At 61.5% G+C, this 23,311-nt stretch carries 20 protein-coding genes; 17 read left to right on the forward strand and 3 right to left on the reverse strand.

What is annotated here, in order from left to right; genetic code table 11:
* Window positions 1-62: 62 nt before the first annotated feature.
* Window positions 63-851 carry a type I methionyl aminopeptidase gene (map, locus tag PG879_RS06605; protein WP_010673402.1) on the reverse strand — a complete coding sequence of 263 codons (789 nt, stop codon included), beginning with the start codon at window positions 849-851 and terminating at the stop codon, window positions 63-65.
* Window positions 852-1,209: 358 nt separating this feature from the next.
* Here map and rpsB point away from each other — a divergent pair, with 358 nt between their 5' ends.
* The 17 genes from rpsB (at window position 1,210) to accA (ending at window position 20,532) form a co-directional block, all read left to right on the forward strand.
* Window positions 1,210-1,938 (forward strand): 30S ribosomal protein S2, encoded by a 729-nt coding sequence (rpsB, locus tag PG879_RS06610; RefSeq protein WP_010673403.1) that lies wholly within the window; start codon window positions 1,210-1,212, stop codon window positions 1,936-1,938.
* A 104-nt stretch (window positions 1,939-2,042) separates the two neighbouring features.
* Complete coding sequence (tsf, locus tag PG879_RS06615) at window positions 2,043-2,924, forward strand: translation elongation factor Ts (protein ID WP_010673404.1); 882 nt, start codon at window positions 2,043-2,045, stop codon at window positions 2,922-2,924.
* A gap of 71 nt (window positions 2,925-2,995) precedes the next feature.
* On the forward strand, window positions 2,996-3,730 hold the full coding sequence (gene pyrH, locus PG879_RS06620) for a UMP kinase (protein WP_010673405.1): 735 nt from the start codon (window positions 2,996-2,998) through the stop codon (window positions 3,728-3,730).
* Window positions 3,731-3,825: 95 nt separating this feature from the next.
* Complete coding sequence (gene frr, locus PG879_RS06625; protein WP_010673406.1) at window positions 3,826-4,383, forward strand: ribosome recycling factor; 558 nt, start codon at window positions 3,826-3,828, stop codon at window positions 4,381-4,383.
* Window positions 4,384-4,455: 72 nt separating this feature from the next.
* A complete protein-coding gene (gene uppS / locus PG879_RS06630; protein WP_039039427.1) occupies window positions 4,456-5,232 on the forward strand; it encodes a polyprenyl diphosphate synthase in 777 nt (258 codons plus the stop codon).
* Window positions 5,233-5,259: 27 nt separating this feature from the next.
* Window positions 5,260-6,117 carry a phosphatidate cytidylyltransferase gene (locus tag PG879_RS06635; RefSeq protein ID WP_039039428.1) on the forward strand — a complete coding sequence of 286 codons (858 nt, stop codon included), beginning with the start codon at window positions 5,260-5,262 and terminating at the stop codon, window positions 6,115-6,117.
* Window positions 6,118-6,184: 67 nt separating this feature from the next.
* The gene (gene ispC, locus PG879_RS06640) at window positions 6,185-7,381 is read left to right on the forward strand and encodes a 1-deoxy-D-xylulose-5-phosphate reductoisomerase (protein WP_182957482.1); all 1,197 of its coding nucleotides are present in this window, start codon (window positions 6,185-6,187) and stop codon (window positions 7,379-7,381) included.
* 76 nt (window positions 7,382-7,457) lie between these two features.
* The gene (rseP, locus tag PG879_RS06645; RefSeq protein ID WP_039039430.1) at window positions 7,458-8,810 is read left to right on the forward strand and encodes a sigma E protease regulator RseP; all 1,353 of its coding nucleotides are present in this window, start codon (window positions 7,458-7,460) and stop codon (window positions 8,808-8,810) included.
* A gap of 34 nt (window positions 8,811-8,844) precedes the next feature.
* Window positions 8,845-11,268, forward strand: coding sequence for an outer membrane protein assembly factor BamA (gene bamA, locus PG879_RS06650; RefSeq protein ID WP_041211294.1), 2,424 nt, complete (start codon window positions 8,845-8,847; stop codon window positions 11,266-11,268).
* Between the two features lie 147 nt (window positions 11,269-11,415).
* Complete coding sequence (locus tag PG879_RS06655; RefSeq protein ID WP_029313943.1) at window positions 11,416-11,928, forward strand: OmpH family outer membrane protein; 513 nt, start codon at window positions 11,416-11,418, stop codon at window positions 11,926-11,928.
* Window positions 11,929-11,931: 3 nt separating this feature from the next.
* Window positions 11,932-12,951, forward strand: a complete 1,020-nt coding sequence (lpxD, locus tag PG879_RS06660; RefSeq protein ID WP_039039449.1) for a UDP-3-O-(3-hydroxymyristoyl)glucosamine N-acyltransferase — start codon at window positions 11,932-11,934, stop codon at window positions 12,949-12,951.
* A 24-nt stretch (window positions 12,952-12,975) separates the two neighbouring features.
* Window positions 12,976-13,437 carry a 3-hydroxyacyl-ACP dehydratase FabZ gene (gene fabZ, locus PG879_RS06665; protein ID WP_010673414.1) on the forward strand — a complete coding sequence of 154 codons (462 nt, stop codon included), beginning with the start codon at window positions 12,976-12,978 and terminating at the stop codon, window positions 13,435-13,437.
* A gap of 2 nt (window positions 13,438-13,439) precedes the next feature.
* On the forward strand, window positions 13,440-14,231 hold the full coding sequence (gene lpxA, locus PG879_RS06670) for an acyl-ACP--UDP-N-acetylglucosamine O-acyltransferase (protein ID WP_010673415.1): 792 nt from the start codon (window positions 13,440-13,442) through the stop codon (window positions 14,229-14,231).
* A complete protein-coding gene (lpxB, locus tag PG879_RS06675) occupies window positions 14,224-15,363 on the forward strand; it encodes a lipid-A-disaccharide synthase (protein WP_010673416.1) in 1,140 nt (379 codons plus the stop codon). The genes lpxA and lpxB overlap by 8 nt, the downstream gene beginning before the upstream one ends.
* Window positions 15,364-15,441: 78 nt before the next feature.
* The gene (gene rnhB, locus PG879_RS06680; protein WP_210601680.1) at window positions 15,442-16,032 is read left to right on the forward strand and encodes a ribonuclease HII; all 591 of its coding nucleotides are present in this window, start codon (window positions 15,442-15,444) and stop codon (window positions 16,030-16,032) included.
* Between the two features lie 53 nt (window positions 16,033-16,085).
* Window positions 16,086-19,565, forward strand: a complete 3,480-nt coding sequence (gene dnaE / locus PG879_RS06685) for a DNA polymerase III subunit alpha (RefSeq protein WP_042015569.1) — start codon at window positions 16,086-16,088, stop codon at window positions 19,563-19,565.
* Between the two features lie 16 nt (window positions 19,566-19,581).
* A complete protein-coding gene (accA, locus tag PG879_RS06690; RefSeq protein WP_134997588.1) occupies window positions 19,582-20,532 on the forward strand; it encodes an acetyl-CoA carboxylase carboxyl transferase subunit alpha in 951 nt (316 codons plus the stop codon).
* 82 nt (window positions 20,533-20,614) lie between these two features.
* Here accA and PG879_RS06695 read toward each other — a convergent pair whose 3' ends face one another.
* The gene (locus PG879_RS06695; protein ID WP_010673420.1) at window positions 20,615-22,006 is read right to left on the reverse strand and encodes an MATE family efflux transporter; all 1,392 of its coding nucleotides are present in this window, start codon (window positions 22,004-22,006) and stop codon (window positions 20,615-20,617) included.
* Between the two features lie 106 nt (window positions 22,007-22,112).
* Complete coding sequence (locus PG879_RS06700) at window positions 22,113-23,018, reverse strand: LysR family transcriptional regulator (RefSeq protein WP_210601716.1); 906 nt, start codon at window positions 23,016-23,018, stop codon at window positions 22,113-22,115.
* Window positions 23,019-23,311: the final 293 nt, after the last annotated feature.

Raw genomic sequence — 23,311 nt, forward strand, 5'->3', positions numbered from 1 at the left:
CATGTCACACTCTCGGTCGGGCCGGGTAAAGAGCAACCCCGGCGCGCGGCCGGGGTTGAATGTCAAACGTGGCGGATAAAACGCTCGATAGTGTCGTCGGGGCGCAGGGTCAGGACCTCGCAGCCATCCTCGGTCACCAGCAGGGTGTGCTCCCACTGGGCGGAGTCGCCGCCGTCCTTGGTGGTGACGGTCCAGCCATCCTTCGGATTGACCTTGCAGTGGTACTTCTTGCTGTTGACCATGGGCTCGATGGTGAAGCACATGCCTGCTTTCAGCTCCAGCTTGCCGCCGTTGCGGTAGTGGAGGATCTGCGGCTCTTCGTGGAACTCGGCACCGATGCCATGGCCGCAGTAGTCGCGTACCACGGAGAAGCCGGCCTGCTCGACGATGGGCTGGATGACGGCGCCGATCTCGGTGATGCACATGCCCGGGCGCACCCGCTTGATGGCTGCATAGAGGCTATCCTGGGCCACCTTGCAGAGCTGGCGGCGCAGGGGGGTGGTCTGGCCCACGATGAACATGGCGGAGGTATCGCCGTGATAGCCATCCTTGATGACGGTGATATCCAGATTGATGATGTCCCCTTCCCGCAGCTTTTTGTGGTTCGGGATGCCATGGCAGATGACATCGTTCACTGAGGTGCAGATGGACTTGGGGAAGCCGTGGTAATTGAGCGGCGCGGGGATGGCCTGCTGCACGTCGACGATGTAGTCGTGGCAGAGGGTATTCAGTTCGTCTGTGGTGACGCCCGCCTTGACGTGGGGGGCGATCATGACCAGCACGTCGGCGGCCAGCTGGCCGGCGACACGCATTTTTTCAATCTCTTCCGGTGTCTTGATTTTAATGGACATGGGATCTCTCTTGGGGCCTGATTGCGCATCCTGCCGATGCCCAACAACCAGGTAATGAAAAATAGATGCGTTTGCAATCAGGGCGAAATTTTATCCCCAACCCCCGTTTACTTCCAGTGTGATCGTCATCGCAACGTCATCAGGCGGTCGCACCATGATCCGGGATTCATTTTTAGCACCCGGGCTGGTGGTGTCATGACCAAAGTTATGGTATAAAGCGCGCCGGAATGGGGAACTCGTGTCCTCATGCCATCACCCTTACTCAACAACACACACACATCGACACATATGCCGGGGTGCCTTAACGGGTCGGTTATATGGGATGTGTGGAGGCCTAACCCCAATACAGAGGTATAAAATGGCTAAAGTTTCTATGCGCGACATGCTGCAAGCCGGCGTTCACTTCGGTCACCAGACTCGTTACTGGAACCCGAAAATGAAGTCCTACATCTTCGGCGCCCGCAGCAAAGTTCACATCATCAACCTGGAAAAAACCGTTCCGATGTTTGACGATGCCATGAACTTCATCAGCTCCGTAGCTGCCAAGAAAGGCAAGGTACTGTTCGTAGGTACCAAGCGTGCCGCGTCTGAAGCCGTCAAAGAAGCCGCTGAGCGTTGCGACCAGTTCTATGTTAACCACCGCTGGCTGGGCGGCATGCTGACCAACTGGAAAACCGTTCGTCAGTCCATCAAGCGCCTGAAAGATCTGGAAACCCAGAGCGAAGACGGTACCTTCGACAAGCTGACCAAGAAAGAGGCGCTGATGCGTACTCGCGAAATGGAAAAGCTGGAGAAGAGCCTGGGTGGTATCAAGAACATGGGCGGCCTGCCTGACGTTCTGTTCGTTGTCGATGCCGACCACGAGCACATCGCTATCAAAGAAGCCAACAACCTGGGTATCCCGGTAGTTTCCATCGTTGATACCAACTCCAACCCGGACGGCGTTGACTATGTCATCCCGGGTAACGACGACGCTATCCGTGCCGTACAGCTGTACCTGAACGCTGCTGCTGACACCGTTCTGGAAGCCCGCGAGCAGGACATCGTTGTTCAAGCCGAACAAGATGGCTTCGTTGAAGCTGAGTAATTGATAAGGACTGAAAAGCCCTTATTAACCAAGCTGATGTAATTGGTTAGCAGGGGCCCTTGTGGCCCCTGTTTCTTGTCAATTCAAGACCGAGGATACTGGACATGGCAAACATTTCTGCCGCCCTGGTAAAAGAACTGCGCGAGCGCACCGCCGCTGGCATGATGGATTGCAAAAAAGCGCTGGAAGAAGCCAACGGTGATATCGAGCTGGCTATCGAGAACATGCGTAAATCCGGTCAGGCCAAGGCCGCCAAGAAAGCTGGCCGTATCGCCGCTGAAGGTGTGATCTTCGCCCGTACCGAAGGCAACGTTGCCGTCATGATCGAGCTGAACTGCGAGACTGATTTCGTTTCCAAGGATGCCGGTTTCCTGGCCATGGGTCAGAAGATCGTCGAGATCGCTGCTACCCAGAAAATCGCTGACGTTGACGCGCTGAAAGCCGCCGACTTCGGCAACGGCGAGTCCGTCGAGCTGACCATCACCAACCTGATCGCCAAGATCGGTGAGAACATGAACCTGCGTCGCGTGATGCTGGTTGAAGGTGACAACCTGGGCACCTACGTTCACGGCTCCCGCATCGGTGTTATCACCAAGCTGGTTGGCGGTACCGACGAGCTGGCCAAAGATCTGGCCATGCACGTTGCTGCCAACAGCCCGCAATTCGTCAAACCGGAAGACGTGTCTGCTGAAGTCGTTGCCAAAGAGCGCGAAATCCAGATCGACATCGCCATCAACTCCGGCAAGCCGAAAGAGATCGCCGAGAAGATGGTTGAAGGCCGCATGAAGAAGTTCACCGGTGAGGTTTCCCTGACTGGTCAACCGTTCGTGAAAGATCCTTCCATGACCGTTGCCGAGCTGCTGAAGAAAGAAGGCGCTGACGTTGTTTCCTTCACCCGTTTCGAAGTGGGCGAAGGCATCGAGAAGCAAGAGACCGACTTCGCTGCTGAAGTAGCAGCCCAGATCGCGGCCGCTCAGAAGGCCTAATCGAACCGGTTTTTCCGTTTCCCCAGACCGCGACTTATGTCGCGGTCTTTATATGACCAGGAATCAGTGACATGAGTACCAATCCCAAGCCTGCATACAGACGTGTTCTTCTGAAGTTGAGTGGTGAAGCCCTGCAAGGATCCGAGGGTTTCGGCATTGATCCGGCGGTGCTGGAACGGATGGCCCAAGAGATCAAAGAGCTGGTTGAGCTGGGTGTTCAGGTCGGTCTGGTCATCGGTGGCGGCAACCTGTTCCGTGGTGCCGGCCTTGCCAAGGCAGGCATGAATCGCGTGGTGGGTGACCACATGGGCATGCTGGCGACCGTCATGAACGGCCTGGCCATGCGTGATGCCCTGCATCGTGCTTATGTGAATGCCCGCCTGATGTCGGCCATCTCCCTGCAAGGGGTCTGCGACTCCTACAGCTGGGCCGAAGCCATCAGCCAGCTGCGCGCCGGCAAGGTGGTGATCTTCTCTGCCGGTACCGGCAACCCCTTCTTTACCACCGACTCGGCAGCCTGCCTGCGCGGTATCGAGATCGAAGCCGACGTCGTGCTGAAAGCCACCAAGGTCGATGGCGTGTTCACCGATGACCCGGTCAAGAACCCGGATGCCGTGCTCTATCAGGAACTGAGTTATGATGAAGTTCTTGAAAAAGAACTCAAAGTGATGGATCTTGCTGCTTTTACCCTGGCCCGCGACCACGATCTGCCGATCCGGGTGTTCAACATGAACAAACCGGGCGCGCTGCGCCGCGTGATCATGGGTGAGCCGGAAGGTACCCTGATCCACCAGGCCAGCAAGTAAGGCAAGTGTGAGCCCCAGGCTCGCTTGTCCATTACGCCAGTCAACAAGATAGATACGAGCCGCCTGTCGGCTCGTTCGCCAAAAGGAAAACCACTGTGATCAACGAGATTAAAAACGACGCCAAGGACCGCATGGGCAAGAGTGTCGAGTCGCTCAAGACCCAGATGTCCAAGATCCGTACCGGCCGTGCTCACCCGAGCCTGCTCGACGGCATCCAGGTGGAGTATTACGGTGCTGCCACTCCTCTGAAGCAGTTGGCCAACGTGGTGGCAGAAGATGCCCGTACTCTCTCCATATCCATCTTCGATCGCTCCATGATCCAGGCGGTGGAAAAAGCCATCCTGACCTCCGATCTGGGCCTGAACCCGTCCAGCAACGGCCAGACTCTGCGCGTGCCGCTGCCGCCGCTGACCGAAGAGCGTCGCCGTGATCTGACCAAGATCGTCCGTGCCGAAGCCGAAGGTGCCCGGGTTGCCATTCGCAACATCCGTCGCGATGCCAACGCCGACCTGAAAGCCCTGCTGAAAGAGAAAGAGATCTCCGAAGACGACGACCGTCGCGCCCAGGAAGAGATCCAGAAGCTGACCGATACCTTCATCAAGCTGGTGGATGACGCCCTGGTTGTGAAGGAAAAGGAGCTAATGGAAATCTAAGCCTCCGACAGGTATATTACGAGCGCCGTGTAGTGCCCCTGCACGGCGCTTTTGTCTTTGTGGGAGAAATGAATGTCGCTTTTGGCAGCGCTAGGCGATAGCGCCAGCTCGTCCTTGCCCCGTCACGTCGCCATCATCATGGATGGCAATGGTCGCTGGGCCCAGAACCGCGGCAAGATGCGGGTTTCCGGGCACAAGGCGGGCGTGAAATCCGTGCGTGAGGCCGTGGCCTTTGCCGCCCGTGCCAAGATGGAGGCGCTGACCCTGTTTGCGTTTTCCAGCGAGAACTGGCGCCGTCCGGAAGGGGAAGTCAACGCCCTGATGGAGTTGTTCATGACGGTGCTGGGTCGCGAGGTGAGCAAGTTGCACAGCAACGGCATTCGCCTTCGGGTGATTGGCGACACTGCCCGCTTCAGCGAGCGGCTGCAGGCCAAGATCGCCAAGGCCGAGGCCCTGACCGCCAACAATCAGGGATTGACCCTCAATATCGCCGCCAACTATGGCGGTCAGTGGGACATCGCCCAGGCGGCCCGGACCCTGGCACGCGCCGTGGCGGCGGGTGAACTGGATGCCGAGGCGGTCGACGAGGCGGCATTGGGTCGTCATGTCTGCATGGCTGATCTGCCCCCCGTGGATCTGCTGATCCGCACCGGCGGGGATCATCGCATCAGCAACTTTGTCCTTTGGCAGCTCGCCTATGCCGAACTCTATTTTACCCCGGTCCTGTGGCCCGATTTTGACGAGGCCGAGTTCAGTGGGGCAGTTGCCTCCTTCGTTGCTCGCGAGCGTCGCTTCGGGTGTACGGGTGAACAGATCCGGGAATTGATCGCCGCGCAACAGACCGGCTAAACCCCGCTCCCAAGAGAGAGGTTTCTTTTGCTAAAACAACGAATTATTACCGCATTACTGTTAGTACCCCTGGTGTTGGGGGCGCTGTTTTTTCTGCCGTTGAAATTCTTTGCCCTGCTCGCCGCCCTGGTCTTTCTGCTGGCCAGCCGTGAGTGGAGTGCCTTCGTCACTGCCCAGCCGCAACAGTGGTTGCCGCTGGTGTTCTGTCTGCTGCTGGGGGCCAGCCTGTTCTGGGTGCCCGTGGAGCAACTCTGGATCCCCCAACTGCATCCGCTGGTGATGGGCGTGCTCTGGACCGCCGTCAGCTGGTGGCTGCTGGGGCTGCTGCTGGTGCTGCGCTACCCGCAAAGCGCCAGGCTGTGGCGTGAATCCATCTGGCTCAAGTCCCTGTTCGGTCTGGTGACCCTGGTTCCCTTCTTCTGGTCCCTGGTGGCCATTCGCGGTTACAACTTCTACCACGACCCCATGATGGGGGCCTGGATCCTGCTGTTCGTGATGGGACTGGTCTGGGCGGCAGATTCAGGCGCGTATTTTTTCGGCAAGGCGTTCGGCAAACACAAGCTGGCACCGGCCGTGAGCCCGGGTAAAACCATCGAAGGCATGCTGGGTGGGCTGTTTACCGCCAGCCTGCTGGCCATCGGCGTGACCTGGTTCATGGGCTTCGTGCCTGCCAAGATGGGCACCGTGCTGCTCTGTTCCCTGCTGGCGGTGCTGGCCTCCGTGCTCGGCGATCTGGCCGAGAGCATGTTCAAGCGGGAAGCCGGCATCAAGGATTCCGGCACCCTGTTGCCGGGCCATGGGGGCATTCTCGATCGCATCGACAGCCTGACGGCGGCGCTGCCCGTCTTCCTGCTCAGCTACCTGTTGCTCGGTCCGGAGTTTTGATGTTTCGCGCACTGATGATCCCGGGAGCGTCCCGCTCCATCAGTCTGTTACCCAATCAGGAGTCTTGATGCAAAACCTGGTGATCCTGGGAGCGTCAGGCTCCATCGGTCAGAGCACCCTCAAGGTACTGCGCCACAACCCCGGGCGCTGGCAGGTGCTGGCGCTGACCGCTGCCCGCAGCGTGGATGCCATGCTGCGCGACTGTCTCGAATTCTCCCCCCGGTTCGCCGTCATGATGGACGAAGGCGCCGCCAGCGATCTGGCGGGTCGGCTCAAGGCTCACGGCAGCACCACCCGGGTGTTGTCCGGTCAGGCAGCCCTGTGCGACGTGGCTGCTCACCCCGATGCCCACAGCGTGATGGCGGCCATTGTCGGTGCGGCGGGTCTGGCACCCACCATGGCTGCCGTGCGCGCCGGCAAGCGCATTCTGCTGGCCAACAAGGAGGCGCTGGTGATGTCAGGCGCCTTCTTCATGGAGGCGGTGCGCGAGCACGGCGCCGAGCTGCTACCCATCGACAGCGAACACAACGCCATCTTCCAGTGCCTGCCGGTCGACGTGCAGCGCCAGCCCGGTTTCTGCGATCTGGCCGGGGCGGGGATCAGCAAGATCCTGCTGACCGGCTCCGGTGGACCTTTCCGCTATGCCGATGTGGGTGAACTGCACCATGTCACCCCGGCGCAAGCCATTGCCCATCCCAACTGGTCCATGGGGGCCAAGATCTCGGTGGACTCCGCCACCATGATGAACAAGGGGCTGGAGTACATCGAGGCGCGCTGGCTGTTCAATGCGGCCCCCGAGCAGATCCAGGTGGTGATCCACCCCCAGTCCGTCATTCACTCCATGGTGCAGTACAAGGATGGCTCCGTACTGGCCCAGCTCGGCAACCCGGACATGTGCACCCCCATTGCCCACGCTCTGGCTTATCCGGAACGGATCGAGTCCGGTGTGGAACCTTTGGATTTCTTCAGTGTCGGAGAGTTCAGCTTTATCCGGCCCGACTATGAGCGCTATCCCTGTCTGGCGCTGGCCATGAGCGCGTGCCAGCAGGGGCAGGGGGCGACCACCTCCCTCAATGCCGCCAACGAGGAGGCCGTCGCGGCTTTTCTTGCAGAGCGGATCGGATTTATGGATATTGCCAGAGTCAACGAATCCGTCATGGCCGAGCTGGGCAGCAGTGCCGCCGGCTCTCTGGCGGATCTCATCGCCCTGGACGGTACGGCCCGAGCCCGTGCCCAGCAACTGATAAAGGAGCTTGCCGTATGAACGGACTGTGGTGGCAGCCAGCCCCTCTCCATGCTCTCGAGCGCAGGACTGGACATGACCGCGAGGTACGCGGCTGATGGGCGGGCTTCTGTGGAATATCGGCGCCTTCATCGTGGCCCTCGGGCTGCTGGTGGCGGTGCATGAATTTGGCCACTTCTGGGTGGCTCGTCGTTGCGGCGTCAAGGTGGAGCGCTTCTCCATCGGCTTTGGCAAGGCCATCTGGCGTCGCCTTGGCAAGGATGGCACCGAATACGTGCTGGCCCTGATCCCCCTTGGCGGTTACGTCAAGATGCTGGATGGCCGGGTCGACGAACTCAAGCCGGGGGAGGAGGCGCAGGCCTTCAACCACAAGAGCGTCTGGGCCCGGATGGCCATCGTCGCGGCCGGCCCCATGGCGAACTTCGTGTTCGCCCTGTTCGCCTTCTGGCTGATGTTCATGATAGGGGTGCCGAGCGTCAAACCCGTGGTGGGCGAGGTGCGTCCCGCCTCCATCGTGGCAGAGGCCGGCATCCTGCCCGGCATGGAGATCGTCGGCGTCGGCGGCGAGGAGACCGGTGACTGGGAGAGCGTCACCTACGCCCTCATCAGCCACCTTGGTGATGACTCGGTCCAGCTCAAGCTCAAGGCGGCCAACACCAGCTATGCAGTGGACAAGACCCTGCAGCTGGCAGGCTGGAAGTTTGACCCCGACAAGGAGTCTCCCATCGGGAGCCTCGGGATAGTGCCCCTCGGTGGCAAGGTGCTGCCCGTGGTGGAGGCCGTGGTGCCGTCGAGCGCCAGTGAGAAGGCCGGCCTTCAGATAGGGGATCGCATCAAGGGGGTCGATGGAGAGGCCATCACCGAATGGGCCCAGTTTGTCGAGCGTGTCCAGCAGTCACCGGCGCAGCCGCTGCAGGTGACGGTGGAGCGCGGGGGCAGCGAGATGACCCTGACCCTGACCCCGGACGGGAAGAAAGTGAAGGGCCAGCTGGTCGGTTTTGTGGGCTTGTCGCCGCAACTGGTTCCATTACCGGATGAGTATCGAACTCTGTTACAGTATGGGCCTTTGCAAGCCCTGTGGCATGGGGTCCAGAAGACCTGGAGCCTGATCACCCTGACCTTCGACATGATAGGCAAGCTGATCGGTGGCATCGTCTCTTTGGACAACCTGAGCGGCCCCATCTCCATCGCCAAGGGGGCCGGCAGCAGCGCCGATTACGGGTTGGTCTATTTCCTCGGATTCCTGGCGCTCATCAGCGTCAACCTGGGGATCATCAACCTGTTCCCCCTGCCGGTGCTCGATGGTGGCCATCTGGTCTATTTCCTCATCGAGGCGATCACCGGCAAGCCGGTATCGGAAAAAATTCAGGAAGTTGGGTTCAGGATAGGCGCCGCCATTCTGATGTTACTGATGGGCATTGCGCTGTTTAATGATTTCGCTCGCCTCTGAGGCCAGAGCATCAACAAGGACACATAAGAACAAAATGGCTGTTAAAAAAGCATTGGTGTTGAGTTGCCTGCTGGGGGCCAGCTTCCTGGCTCAGGCTGCCCCGGCCTCTTTTGTGGTGCAAGACATTCAGGTCGAGGGCCTGCAGCGGGTGACCCTGGGTGCCGCCCTGTTGAATCTGCCGGTGCGGGTCGGTGATTCCGTCGACTCCGTATCCCTGGCGAACGCTATCAAGAAGCTCTATGCCTCCGGCAACTTCGAGGACGTCAAGGTCTATCGCGACGGTCAGGTGCTGCAAGTGGTGGTCAAGGAGCGCCCGACCATCTCCAGCATCGAGTTCTCCGGCAACAAGGACATCAAGGAAGAGCAACTGACCCAGAGCCTGGAATCCTCCGGGATCCGCGTGGGTGATCCGCTTGATCGCACCGTGCTGAGCTCCCTCGAGAAAGGGCTGGAAGATTTCTACTACGGTGTGGGCAAGTACTCCGCCAAGGTCAAGGCCATCGTCACCCCGCTGCCGCGCAACCGGGTCGACCTCAAGTTCACCTTCGTGGAAGGGGAAGCGGCCAAGATCCAGCAGATCAACATCGTCGGCAACAACGTCTTCCCGGAAGAGAAGCTGCTGGCCCAGCTCTCCCTCAAGGACGACGTGCCCTGGTGGAACTTCACCGGCGATCAGCGCTACCAGAAGCAGAAGCTGGCCGGTGACATCGAAGTACTGCGCTCCTACTACATGGACCGCGGCTACATCCGCTTCACCCAGGAGTCCACCCAGGTCTCCATGACCCCGGACAAGAAGGGGGTCTATGTCACCCTCAACGTCAAGGAAGGGGAGCAGTACAAGGTTTCCGGCATCCAGCTCAAGGGCGACCTCATCGACCGCGGCGGCGAGATGAAGGGCCTCATCCCCATCGAGGCGGGCAGCGTCTACTCCGCCAGCCAGGTAACCCATACCGAAGAGGTGCTCTCCAAGTTCCTCGGCCGTTACGGCTACGCCTATCCGAAAGTGGTCACCTTCCCCCAGATCAACGACCAGACCAAGGAAGTGGAGCTCATCGTCAACGTGGAGCCGGGTCCCCGGGTCTATGTGCGCAACATCAACTTCAGCGGCAACGTCACCACCAAGGACGAAGTGCTGCGTCGCGAGATGCGCCAGATGGAGGGCACCTGGCTCTCCTCCGACAACGTCGAGCAGTCCAAGACCCGTCTCAACCGCCTCGGCTTCTTCGAGACCGCGGAAGTGGACACCAAGCGGGTGCCGGGCAGCGATGACCAGGTCGATCTGGACTTCAAGGTCAAGGAGCAGCCGGCGGGGTCCATCAACGCCGGTATCGGCTACGGCACCGAGTCGGGTCTGAGCCTGCAGGCAGGTCTGCAGCAGGACAACTTCATGGGGACCGGCAAGAAGATTGGCATCAACGCCAGCACCAACGACTACTCCAAGAGCGTCGACCTGAGCTATAACGACCCCTACTTCACCGTGGACGGGGTGAGCCTGGGCGGCCGTCTCTACTACAACAAGTTCAGTGCGGCCGACGCCAACATCGTGGACTACGAGAACACCACCGTCGGTTTCCGTCTCTCCAGCGGCTTCCCGGTCAACGAGAACAACCGTCTCGACTTCAGCCTGGGCTACGAGAACAACAAGCTCTCCCAGCCCAACCCCTATGTACAGGTGGACGAGTTCTGGAAGGTCTACAACGGCAATCTGGATGGCGACAACCGCATGGTGTTCAACACCGTGGACGTCACCGCCGGCTGGACCCGCTCCACCCTCAACAAGGGTCAGTTCCCGACCTCCGGTGATCGCCAGCGGGTGAACGCCAAGGTGACGGTGCCCGGCATGGATCTGCAGTACTTCAAGCTCAACGCCGAAGATGCTCACTACTTCCCGTTTGATGCCGACCACAAGTGGGTCATGCTGGCCAAGGCCCGCGCCTCCTACGGCGACGGCTACGGCAGCAATGGCGACTACGAGCACGTCCTGCCGTTCTTCGAGAACTACTACGCCGGCGGCTTCGACACCCTGCGTGGCTTCAAGAGCAACACCGTGGGTCCGAAGGCGCTCTACTACTATAACCTGGGCGGCAACGACGTCATCCAGGGCACCGACAGCTCGGTCGGGGGCAACGCCCTGGCGGTGGCCTCGCTGGAAATGATCGTGCCGACGCCCTTTGCCTCCGAGACCTATCAGCCCCAGCTGCGGACCAGCTTCTTCATCGATGCCGGTTCCGTGTGGGATACCCACTTCGACTACAGCCAGTATCAGAACCGTTGCTTCAGTGGTTGCAACTATCTGATGGACTACTCCGATCCGAGCAACATCCGGATGTCGACCGGCCTGTCGCTGCAGTGGCTCTCTCCCATGGGCCCGCTGGTGTTCGTGCTGGCAAGACCAATCAAGAAATACGAAGGGGACGACACCGAAGTCTTCTCCTTCAACATCGGCCGTACCTTCTAAGGGGAGCGGACGCCCCCCCGCCATGGCGGGGGGAAGCATGATGGGTCGCGCGTTTGCGTGCCTCACCAGGTAACAAGACGATCTCGTGGATCGCTTGCACAATCAGGTAAATCAGGTAGCCCTCGACCGAGGGACCAAGGAGTAAGTGTGAATAAAGCGTTGAAAGTAGCTGGTTTGAGCTTTGCACTGATGGCTGCCGGCATGGGTTCTGCCTTCGCTGAGACCAAGATCGCCGTGGTCGACATGGGCGAAGTCTTCCAAAAGCTGCCCCAGCGTGAAGCCGTTGCCAAGAAGCTGAAGGGCGAGTTCGAGCCGCGCATGCGTGAACTGCAGAAGCTGGAGTCCGACGGTCAGGCACTGGTCGAGAAGTTCAAGAAGGACGAAGCCTTCATGAGCGCCGAGCAGAAGAAGCAGAGCCAGGAGAAGCTGGCCAAGCTGCAGATGGAATTCAACCAGAAGCGTCAGGCGTTTGAACAGGACAACGGTCGCCGTCAGTCCGAAGAGCGCAACAAGATCCTGACCAAGGTGCAGGCTGCCATCGACGCCATCGCCAAGAGCAATGGCTACGATCTGGTGCTGGAGCGCAACGCCGCCCCTTATGCAGCCAGCAAGCTGGACATCTCCGGCCAGGTTATTTCTCAGGTTAGCAAGAGCAACTAATTGATGGCATTCACTCTCGCACAGCTGGCCCAGCAACTGGGGGCCGAGGTCCATGGGGATGGGACCCGGGAAATTCGCAAGGTCGCGACACTGGAAAAAGCCGGGGAGGGGGAGATAGCCTTCCTGTCCAACAAGAAATACCGGCATTTTCTGGAGCAGAGCAAGGCCACTGCCGTGCTCATTACCGAGGCAGACCTGCCGTTTTGCCCCACCAACGCCCTGGTGCTCAAGGACCCCTACGTGGGCTTTGCACGGGTTGCCCAACTGCTGGACACCACCCCGCAGCCGGCCATGGATATCCATCCGAGCGCCGTCATCGCGGCGGACGTGCAACTGGGCGAGAGAGTGGCCATCGGGGCCAATGCGGTGATCGAATCCGGCGTCGTGCTGGGTGACGATGTGCGTATCGGCCCGGGCTGTTTCGTTGGCAAGGATACCCGACTGGGAGCGCGCTCCCGGTTGTGGGCCAACGTCACCCTCTATCATAACGTGACCCTGGGCACGGACTGTCTGGTACAGGCCGGCACCGTGATCGGGGCAGATGGTTTCGGTTATGCCAACGAGCGCGGCGAGTGGATCAAGATCCCCCAGCTCGGCGGCGTGACCATCGGCAACCGGGTCGAGATCGGTGCCTGCACCACCATCGACCGCGGTGCGCTGGAAGATACCCGCATCGCTGACAACGTCATCATCGACAACCAGTGCCAGATCGCCCACAACGTCGAGATCGGCTACGGCACTGCCGTGGCGGGCTCCACCGTGATGGCCGGTAGTCTCAAGGTCGGCAAATACTGTATCATTGGTGGTGCCTCCGTCTTTAACGGGCACATGGAGATCTGCGACCAGGCCACCGTCACCGGCATGGCCATGGTGATGCGTCCCATCACCGAGCCCGGTATCTACTCTTCCGGCATCCCCCTGCAAACCAATAAAGAGTGGCGCAAGACCGCCGCCCGGGTGATGCGTATCGAAGAGATGCACAAGCGGTTGAGCAAGCTTGAGAAAAAGCTGGATCAAGAATAATCACGATTGGTATAGGGTACTGTTTTGACTACTGAAAAGAAGAGCCTGGGCATCCAGGAAATCATGGATCTGCTGCCCCACCGTTATCCGTTCCTGATGGTGGACAAGGTGGAAAACTACGAGATCAGCGATGAGCGCAAGACCCTGCGCGCCATCAAGAACGTTTCGTTCAACGAGCCGATCTTCCAGGGCCACTTCCCGGCCAAGCCGGTCTTCCCCGGCGTGCTGATCCTGGAAGCCATGGCCCAGGCCACCGGTATCCTGGCCTTCACCATGGTGGGCAAGCCGTCACCCAACGAGCTCTACTACTTTGCCTCCATCGACAATGCCCGCTTCAAGCGCCCGGTGGGCCCCGGCGATCAGCTGGTGTTGGATGTGGAGTTCCTGAAGGAGCGTCGCGGCATCGCCAAGTTCACCGGTGTCGCCACCGTCGACGGTGAAGTGGTCTGTACTGCCGAACTGATGTGCGCCAAGCGCGAGGTATAACCGTGATCGATCAGACTGCCATCATCCACGACACCGCCATCGTCCATGAGTCTGCCGTCATCGGCAAAGGGGTTGAAATCGGCCCCTTCACCGTCATCGGCGCCGAGGTGGAAATCGGTGACAACACCTGGGTGAGCTCCCACGTGGTGATCAAGGGCCCGACCAAGATCGGTCGCGGCAACAAGATCTTCCAGCACACCTCCATCGGTGAGGATTGCCAAGACAAGAAGTACGCCGGCGAGCGCACCTTCCTCGAGATCGGCGACAACAACGTGTTTCGCGAGAACTGCACCGTGCACCGCGGTACCACCCAGGACCAGAGCCTGACCAAGGTGGGTAGCGGCAACCTGTTCATGGTCAACGTTCACGTGGCCCACGACTGCATCATCGGTGACAACTGCATCTTCGCCAACAACGCCACCCTGGCGGGCCATGTGCACATCGGTGACTTCGTGATCTTCGGCGGTCTGTCTGCCATTCACCAGTTCGGCCGCGTCGGCTCCCACGCCTTCGTCGGCGGCTGCGCTGCCCTGAACAAGGACGTGCCGCCCTACGTGATGGCTGCCGGCAACTACGCCAAGCCGTTCGGGGTCAACTCCGAAGGCCTGCGTCGTCGTGGCTTCAGCGCCGAGGCGATCTCTGCCGTCAAGCGCGCCTACAAGGAGATCTTCCGCTCCGGCAAGACCATTGAAGAGGTGTTGCCCGTGCTGAGCGAGATGGCCCAGAGCGAACCTGCCATCCAGCTCTATGTGGATTTCCTCAAGGACAACGAGCGCGGGATCATCCGTGCCTGATCCCATTCGCATCGGCATCGTCGCCGGAGAGACCTCCGGCGACATCCTGGCCGCAGGGCTGGTGCGCGAACTGCAAGCCCGCTACCCGGATGCGCAGTTCGAAGGGATCGCCGGGCCGCGGATGCAGGCTCTCGGCGTGAAGGCGCTGTTCGAGATGGAGGAGCTCTCCGTCATGGGCATCACCGAGGTGCTGGGCCGTCTGCCCCGCATCCTCCAGGTGCGCCGCGAACTGCTGCGCCACTTCATCGCCAATCCCCCCGACATCTTCGTCGGTGTGGATGCACCGGATTTCAATATCGGGGTGGAGCTGAAACTGCGCCGCGCCGGTATCAAGACGGTCCACTATGTCAGTCCCTCCGTCTGGGCCTGGCGTCAGGGCCGCATTCACAAGATCAAGGCGGCCACCGACATGGTGCTCGCCTTCCTGCCGTTCGAGAAAGCCTTCTACGACCGTTTCGATGCCCCCTGTCGTTTCGTCGGCCATACCATGGCGGACGACATTCCGCTGGTGCCGGATCAAGGGGCGGTGCGCGAGGCCCTCGGCATCGATCCCGCCCGTCGCTGGCTGGCGGTACTGCCGGGGAGTCGCACGGCGGAAGTGGGCTTCATGGCGCCGGTCTTCCTCGAGGCGTGCAAGCACCTGACGGTGCACAACCCGGATCTCGGTTTCATCGTGCCTCTGGTCAACCAGAAACGGCGCGAGCAGTTCCTCGCCATCAAGGCCGAGGTGGCCCCGGAGCTCGACATGGTGCTGCTGGACGGCCAGGGCCGCGAGGCCATGATTGCCGCCGACGTGGTGATGCTCGCCTCCGGCACCGCAGCCCTCGAGGCCATGCTGGTGAAAAAGCCCATGGTGGTCGGTTACAAGCTCAAACCCTTCAGCTATTTGCTGGCCCAGTGGCTGGTGAAGACGGATTATGTCTCCCTGCCGAACCTGCTGGCGGACAAGATGCTTGTGCCCGAGCTCATCCAGCACGAGTGCACCCCGGCCAACCTGGTGGAAGAGGTGAGCAAGCTGCTGGACCATGACAACAGCGAGCTCATCACCACCTTCACCCGGTTGCACGAGAAGATCCGCTGCAATGCGGATGTGCAGGCAGCGGAAGCGGTTGCCGCGCTGCTGGAACGCTAGTGGGCTCTGCCTGTGTGTCAGGCGTGATGTTGTGCTGATACTGGCCCTGCGGGGCCGGTTTTGATTCAAGGCTATGAGATGACGATCGATATTCCCGAAGACAAGCTGATTGCCGGGGTGGACGAGGTGGGTCGCGGCCCCCTGGTGGGTGACGTGGTCACCGCCGCGGTGATCCTGGATCCTGCCAATCCCATCCTTGGCCTCGCCGATTCCAAGAAGCTCTCCGAGAAGAAGCGGCTCGCCCTGTTTGGCGAGATCCGGGAGAAGGCGCTGGCCTATGCCATCGGCCGCGCCAGCCCGGCGGAAATCGACGAGCTCAACATCCTGCACGCCACCATGCTGGCGATGCAGCGCGCCGTGGCGGGGCTCAAGGTGACGCCCGAGCTGGTCTTCATCGACGGCAACCGCTGCCCCAGATTGCCGATGGAGGCCCGCGCCGTGGTCAAGGGTGACAGCCTGGTGGCCGCCATCAGCGCCGCCTCCATCCTCGCCAAGGTGACCCGGGACGCCGAGATGACCGAGCTGGACAGCCGCCATCCCGAGTACGGTTTCGCCCGCCACAAGGGCTACCCGACGGCGGAGCACCTCGCCATTCTGGCCGAACGGGGTCCGCTGCCCGAATACCGTCAGAGCTTCAAGCCGGTGCGCCGCGCCCTGGGGATCGAATAACCGATGCCGATCTGTCTGAACGATTTCTGCTTGCGCAATGAGAGGGCGTGACCATGGCTGATCCCCGTTTCATCCACCTGAGGGTGCACTCCGACTTCTCCATGGTCGACGGCCTGCAGAAGATCGGTCCCATCGTCTCCGCTGCCGCCGCCAACAACATGCCGGCCCTGGCCCTGACCGACCAGATGAACATGTGCGGCCTGGTGCGCTTCTACGGCTCTGCCCACGGCAAGGGGATCAAGCCCCTGGTCGGGGCGGATTTCTGGGTGCAGAGCGACGAGCTTGGGGACGAGCAGTTTCGCCTCACCCTGCTCGCCATGGACAACGACGGCTACCAGAACATCACCCTGCTCATCTCCCGCGGCTATCAGCGCGGTCATGTGCAGGGGCGCCCCGTCATCGACAAGGCCTGGCTTGGCGAACATGCCAAGGGGGTGATCGTCCTCTCCGGCGGGCGCGAGGGGGATGTGGGCAAGTTCCTGCTCAAGGGCAACCGCCAGATGGTGGAGCATTGCCTCGCCTTCTACCAGACCCACTTCCCGGATGCCTACTACCTGGAGCTGCTGCGTACCGGCCGCCCGGACGAGGAGGTCTACCTGCACATGGCGGTGGCCATTGCCACCGAGTTCGAACTGCCGGTGGTGGCCACCAACGAGGTGGTGTTCCTCACAGCCGATGACTTCGATGCCCACGAGATCCGGGTCGCCATCCACGACGGCTACACCCTGATGGACAAGCGCCGACCGCGCCGCTACAGCCCCCAGCAGTACCTGCGCAGTCAGGAGGAGATGGCGGAGCTGTTTGCCGACATCCCGGAAGCCCTGGAAAACACGGTGGAGATCGCCAAGCGCTGCAACGTGACGGTGCGCCTTGGCGAGTATTTCCTGCCCAACTTCCCCACCGGCGACATGACCACCGAGGACTTCCTGGTCATGAAGTCGAAGGAAGGGCTGGAGGAGCGGCTGGCCTTCCTGTTCCCGGATCCGGCGGTGCGGGCCGAGCGTCGTCCCGAGTATGACGAGCGTCTCGACATCGAGCTCAAAGTGATCAACCAGATGGGCTTCCCGGGTTACTTCCTCATCGTGATGGAGTTTATCCAGTGGTCCAAGGACAACGGCATCCCGGTCGGTCCGGGCCGGGGCTCGGGGGCGGGGTCGCTGGTGGCCTACGCCCTCAAGATCACCGACCTGGATCCGCTGGAATTTGACCTGCTGTTCGAACGTTTCCTGAACCCCGAGCGGGTCTCCATGCCCGACTTCGACGTCGACTTCTGCATGGACAGGCGCGACGAGGTGATCGATCACGTCTCCGAGATGTACGGCCGGGAGGCGGTATCCCAGATCATCACCTTCGGCAGCATGGCGGCCAAGGCGGTGGTGCGGGACGTCGGCCGGGTACTGGGCCATGCCTACGGCTTTGTCGATCGCATCTCCAAGCTGATCCCGCCCGACCCCGGCATGACCCTCGCCAAGGCGTTCGAGGCCGAACCCAAGCTGCCCGAGCTCTACGAGCAGGACGAGGAGGTCAAGGACCTCATCGACATGGCCCGCCGCCTGGAAGGGGTGGTGCGCAACGCCGGCAAGCACGCCGGTGGCGTGGTGATCGCGCCTACCAAGATCACCGACTTCGCGCCGCTCTATTGCGACGACGAGGGGCATCACCCGGTCACCCAGTTCGACAAGAACGACGTGGAGTACGCCGGGCTGGTGAAGTTCGACTTCCTGGGGCTGCGAACGCTCACCATCATCGATTGGGCCCTTGGCATGATAAACCCCCGTCTTGCCAAAGAGGGCAAGCCGCCGGTGGACATCGCCGCCATCCCCATCGATGACAAGAAGTCGTTCGCCCTCTTGCAGCGCTTCGAGACCACGGCGGTGTTCCAGCTCGAATCCCGCGGCATGAAGGACCTCATCAAGCGGCTGCAGCCCGACTGCTTCGAAGACATGATCGCGCTGGTGGCCCTGTTCCGCCCGGGCCCGCTCCAGTCGGGCATGGTGGACAACTTCATCGAGCGCAAGCACGGCAAGGAGGCCATCTCCTACCCGGACGAGAAGTGGCAGCACGAGAGCCTCAAACCCATACTCGAGCCCACCTACGGCATCATCCTCTATCAGGAGCAGGTGATGCAGATCGCCCAGACCCTGGCGGGGTATACCCTGGGTGGCGCGGACATGCTGCGCCGGGCCATGGGCAAGAAAAAACCCGAAGAGATGGCCAAGCAGCGGGCGGGCTTCGAGGAGGGGGCGGTCAAGAACGGCGTCGACGGCGAACTGGCGATGAAGATCTTCGATCTGGTGGAGAAGTTTGCGGGCTACGGCTTCAACAAGTCCCACTCCGCTGCCTATGCGCTGGTCTCTTACCAGACCCTCTGGCTCAAGACCCATTTCCCGGCGGAGTTCATGGCGGCGGTGATGACCGCGGACATGGACAACACCGACAAGATAGTGACCCTGGTGGACGAGTGTCAGCGCATGGGGCTGACCGTGATCCCGCCGGACGTCAACACCGGTCGCTACCGCTTCAGCGTCAACGAGGACGGCCACATCGTCTACGGCATCGGCGCGGTGAAGGGGGTAGGGGAAGGGCCCATCGAGGCGATCCTGGACGCGCGGGATCGGGACGGTCCGTTCCGCGACCTGTTCGATTTCTGCAACCGGGTGGACATCAAGAAGCTCAACAAGCGGGTGATGGAGAAGCTCATCCTCTCCGGCGCCATGGACAGGCTCGGCCCCCACCGCGCCGCCCTGATGGCGACCCTGGAGGAGGCGATGCGCGCCGCCGAGCAGCACGCCAAGGCCCAGGCGGTGGGGCAGGTCGACATGTTCGGCGTGCTCACGGAGGAGATCGACGACGTCAAGAAGGCGTTCGCCAACGTGCCGCACTGGCCCGACAAGGTGTGGCTGGAAGGGGAGCGCGAGACCCTCGGGCTCTACCTCACCGGTCACCCCATCAACCAGTACAGCAGCGAGTTGCGGCGCTACACCTCGGGCCGACTGTGCGATCTGCATCCCACCTCCCGGGATACGGTGACCACGGCGGCGGGGTTGGTGATCGCGGCGCGCAGCATGGTGACCAAGCGTGGCAACAAGATGGGGATCTTCACCCTGGACGACAGATCCGGCCGTCTGGATGTGACCCTTTTCAGTGAAGCGCTGGAAAAATACGAAGAATTGATGCAAAAAGACCGTATTTTAGTGGTTTCTGGACAGGTCAGCTTTGATGACTTCTCCGGTGGCCTTAAAATGTCGGCCCGCGAGTTGCTGGATATCAACGATGCGAGGGAGCGTTTTGCCAGGGCAATCCGCATCTCCCTCGATGAACAACGCATTGACGAGCGCTTTTTCCCGCGTTTGTGCGAGATTTTGGAGCCCGCCCGTGCCGGAGTCTGTCCGGTTCAGGTAAACTATCGTCGCCCCGGTTCCCGGGTGCGATTGACGCTCGGTACCGAGTGGCGGGTGACGCCCACCGATCAACTGATAGATGACTTGCGAGTCCTGCTTGGACGAGAGCGGGTTGAATTGGTTTTTGATTAGAGGATCTATTGTCCCTATGAGTCTTTTTCTGGATTTTGAACAGCCGATCGCCGAGTTGCAGGCACAGATCGATGAACTGCGCCATGTGAGCGAGCACAACAGTGCCGTGGATCTCAGCGAAGACATTCGCCGGCTGGAGAAGAAAAACGAAGAGCTGACCAAGAAGATCTTCGGCGATCTGGGTGCCTGGCAGGTATCCCAGATGGCACGTCATCCCCAGCGCCCCTACACCCTCGACTACATCGAGCAGATCTTCACCGATTTCGACGAGCTGGCCGGGGATCGCGCCTATGCCGATGACAAGGCCATCGTCGGCGGCATCGCCCGTCTCGACGGCGAGCCCGTGATGATCATCGGTCACCAGAAGGGTCGCGAGACCAAGGAGAAGATCAAGCGCAACTTCGGCATGCCGCGCCCGGAAGGGTACCGCAAGGCCCTGCGCCTGATGGAGATGGCCGAGCGCTTCAAGATGCCGATCATCACCTTCATCGACACCCCGGGTGCCTACCCCGGCGTGGGTGCCGAGGAGCGTGGCCAGTCCGAAGCCATCGCCCGCAACCTGAAAGTCATGGCCGGCCTGACCGTGCCGGTGGTCTGCACCGTGATCGGTGAAGGTGGCTCCGGCGGCGCTCTCGCCATCGGTGTAGGCGATCGGGTCAACATGCTGCAGTACTCCACCTACTCCGTCATCTCCCCGGAAGGGTGCGCCTCCATCCTCTGGAAGAGCGCCGAGAAGGCCTCGGTGGCGGCGGATGCCATGGGCATCACCGCCCAGCGCCTGAAGGAGCTGAAGCTCATCGACAACATCGTCGAGGAGCCCCTCGGCGGTGCCCACCGCGACGTGGAGAAGATGGCCAAGCTCCTGAAAGCGCGCATCAAGCAGGATCTGGATGCCCTGCGCCCCCTCGACAGCGAGCAACTGCTGGAGCAGCGCTACCAGCGCCTGCTGGGTTACGGCTACTGCTGATCTGCCGCTTCCAATAAAAAAGTCCCCGCATGCGGGGACTTTTTTTATGGGCGACGTTTGTGGGGGGACGCCGGGGCGGGCCTCAGGGGGCGGTCAGCGCCCGTTGCATGGGGATGGAAGCACGCCCTCCGGCAGGGCTCAGGGCCCGCCACTCCCGCCACAGCAGCCAGCACAGGGGGGGCGTCAGCAGCAGCACGGTGGCGGGCTGGGCCATCAAGACCCCGTCGCGCCCCCACCAGAGGGGCAGCAGGAAGATGAGGGGCAGCAGCAGCACCGTCTTGGCCACGGAGATGACGAGGGCCTGGCGGGTGCGGGCCATGGCCTGCAACAGCACGATGCCGAACATGACGATCCCCTCCAGGGGCAGGGCAGCGAGGTTGAGGGTCAGGCTGCTGATGGCGGCGGCGAGCAGCTCTGCGTCCTGATCCCCGGTGTAGAGCATGGCGACCGGCTGCGGCAGCAGCTGGACAATCAGCCAGACCCCCAGGCCATAGACCAGGGTGATCTTGAGCCCCATCGCCATCAGGAACTGGAGGTCGCGATGGCGCCCGGCCCCGGCTGCCTGGCTCACCAGGGGCTGGATGCCAAACGCCAGTCCCTGCAGGATGACGATGAAGACCGCCTCCGTGTACCCCGCCACGGTGAAGCCCGCCAGATCCTTGACCGTGCCGTGCACCATCAGCTGGCTGTTGTGCAGCAGCAACAGCAGCCCCAGATTGAACTGGGCGATGAGGCTCGGCAGCCCGGTGAAGAGCAGGCCGGGCATGGCCGGGAAGCGGGGCACCAGCTGGCGCCAGGTCAGCCGCAACCGGGCGTGGCGGGTGAAGAAGTACCCCAGGCCGAGCAGGCTGACCATGGCCTCCGAGAGGAGGGTGGCCTGGGCCGTGCCGGTGAGGCCGAGCCCGAGCCGGCCCACCATGATGTAGTTGAGCAGGATGTTGAGGAGGGCGCCGCCGCTCACCAGTACCATGGCGAGGCGAGGGCGGCCGTCGTTGCGAAGCAGGTAGGGCACCGCCAGGTTGCTGGCGAGCAGCAGGGTGCCACCGCCAATCCAGGTGAGGTAGTCGCTGGCCTGCTGCCAGGTGTCGGTGCCGGGGGCCATTCCCAGGGCCTGCAGGATATCGGTGTGCCAGTGGTGCAGCAGCAGCGGCGCTACCGTGCCCAGGATCAGCAGCAGCCAGAGGGCGCTGACCAGAGCCTGGCGGGCCAGAGCGAGGTTCCTGGCGCCCTGCTGGAAGGAGATGGCGGTGGCGGCCCCCATGGCGATCATGGCGGCGAGGCCGATGAGCACCATGATGACCGGATAGACCAGGTTGATGCCGGCAAGGCCGGCGGCCCCCACGTAGTGGCCGACGAAGATGCCGTCCACCAGGTAGTAGGCGCCGGAGACCAGCATGGCCATGACGGAGGGGAGGGCATAACCCCAGAAACGGCGGGCCATGGCCCGTTGACGCAGACGGAAGTAGGCGGACATATCTGTACTCGGGAAAAGGGCCGGAATCGAGCAGACAGTCTAGTTTCTTATGGTTTAATTTATAATCAGGCTTTCATTTGATGCATTGCTGAATGCAGCTCATCAATCAACGGATCCTGTGATACTCCTTCAGCATGTCGATCAGGGCTCGCAGCCCTTGCCCCAGCTGGTGCCGGCCCGGATAGAAGAGGTTGAACCCGGCAAAGCTGGGGCTCCAGTCATCCAGCACGCTTACCAGCCGCCCCGATGCCAGGGCGTCGAACACCTCCCCTTCATGGCAGTAGGCGAGCCCGAGCCCCGCCTCGGCCGCCCCCAGGTAGAGCGCGGGCGTGCTGGTGGTGAGCGGGCCCGTCACTTCGATCTCAAGCAGTTCCCCCTCGGCGGCAAAGGCCCAGCGATAGTGGTGATGGGGCGTGAGCCGATAACCGATGCAGTCGTGCTGGCGCAGATCCGAGGGGTGGCGAGGGGTGCCACGCCGTGCCAGATAGTCGGGGGAGCCCACCACCAGATAGCGCTGCTGCGGGCCCAGGGGAACCGAGATCATCTCCTGGGGCAGCAGGTCGCCGTAAAAGAGGGCGGCGTCGTAGCCATCCTCGATGAGGCGGGGCATCAGCTCCAGTTCCTCCACCTCCACCTGCATGCGCGGGTAGCGCACCAGATAGTCGATGAGTACCGGGGCCAGCACCTCCTGGATGGCTGCTCGGGGGGCACAGAGCCTGAGCCTGCCCACGGGTTCGCCCGCGTGGCGCGTCAGTTCCGCCAGCGCCGCCTCCAGCTGCCCCAGGGTTGGCAGCACCTGGGCCAGCAGCCGTTCGCCCGCTTCGGTCGGCACCACGGCCCGGGTGCTGCGATTGAGCAGCCTGACGGCCAGGCGACTCTCCAGCCCTTTGAGGGCATGACTCAGGGCCGAGGCGGAGACCCCGAGCTCGAGGGCGGCCTTGCTGAAACTGCGGTGACGGGCGACGGCGGCAAACACGGCCAGCTCGGCGAGATCGGTGCGGGAGAGGATCATGGTCGGTACGCAGAAAAGGGGCGGACACAAAGGGTACGCCATGGGGCGACGGGAGACAATCGGGGGGCAATGAGGGGGTTGTGATAAAATTGTTGCGCGTTTCAAGGGTGAGGTGGATCACACCAAAAAGTTTATATGTTAAAAAAAAATCGCAACATGGCGATTCAAGTGTGATCTGAAGCGACGGAAAGGCGATTCCAGTCAAACTTTGGTTGATTAATTCAAAAAAACGCTGTGATTAATAGGGCCTTTTAACTAGAGTCATCTCATCGGATGAGGTGAGCGTTATCCCG

This window comes from Aeromonas sp. QDB63 (genome assembly GCF_027707425.1).
GTDB lineage: Bacteria > Pseudomonadota > Gammaproteobacteria > Enterobacterales > Aeromonadaceae > Aeromonas > Aeromonas caviae.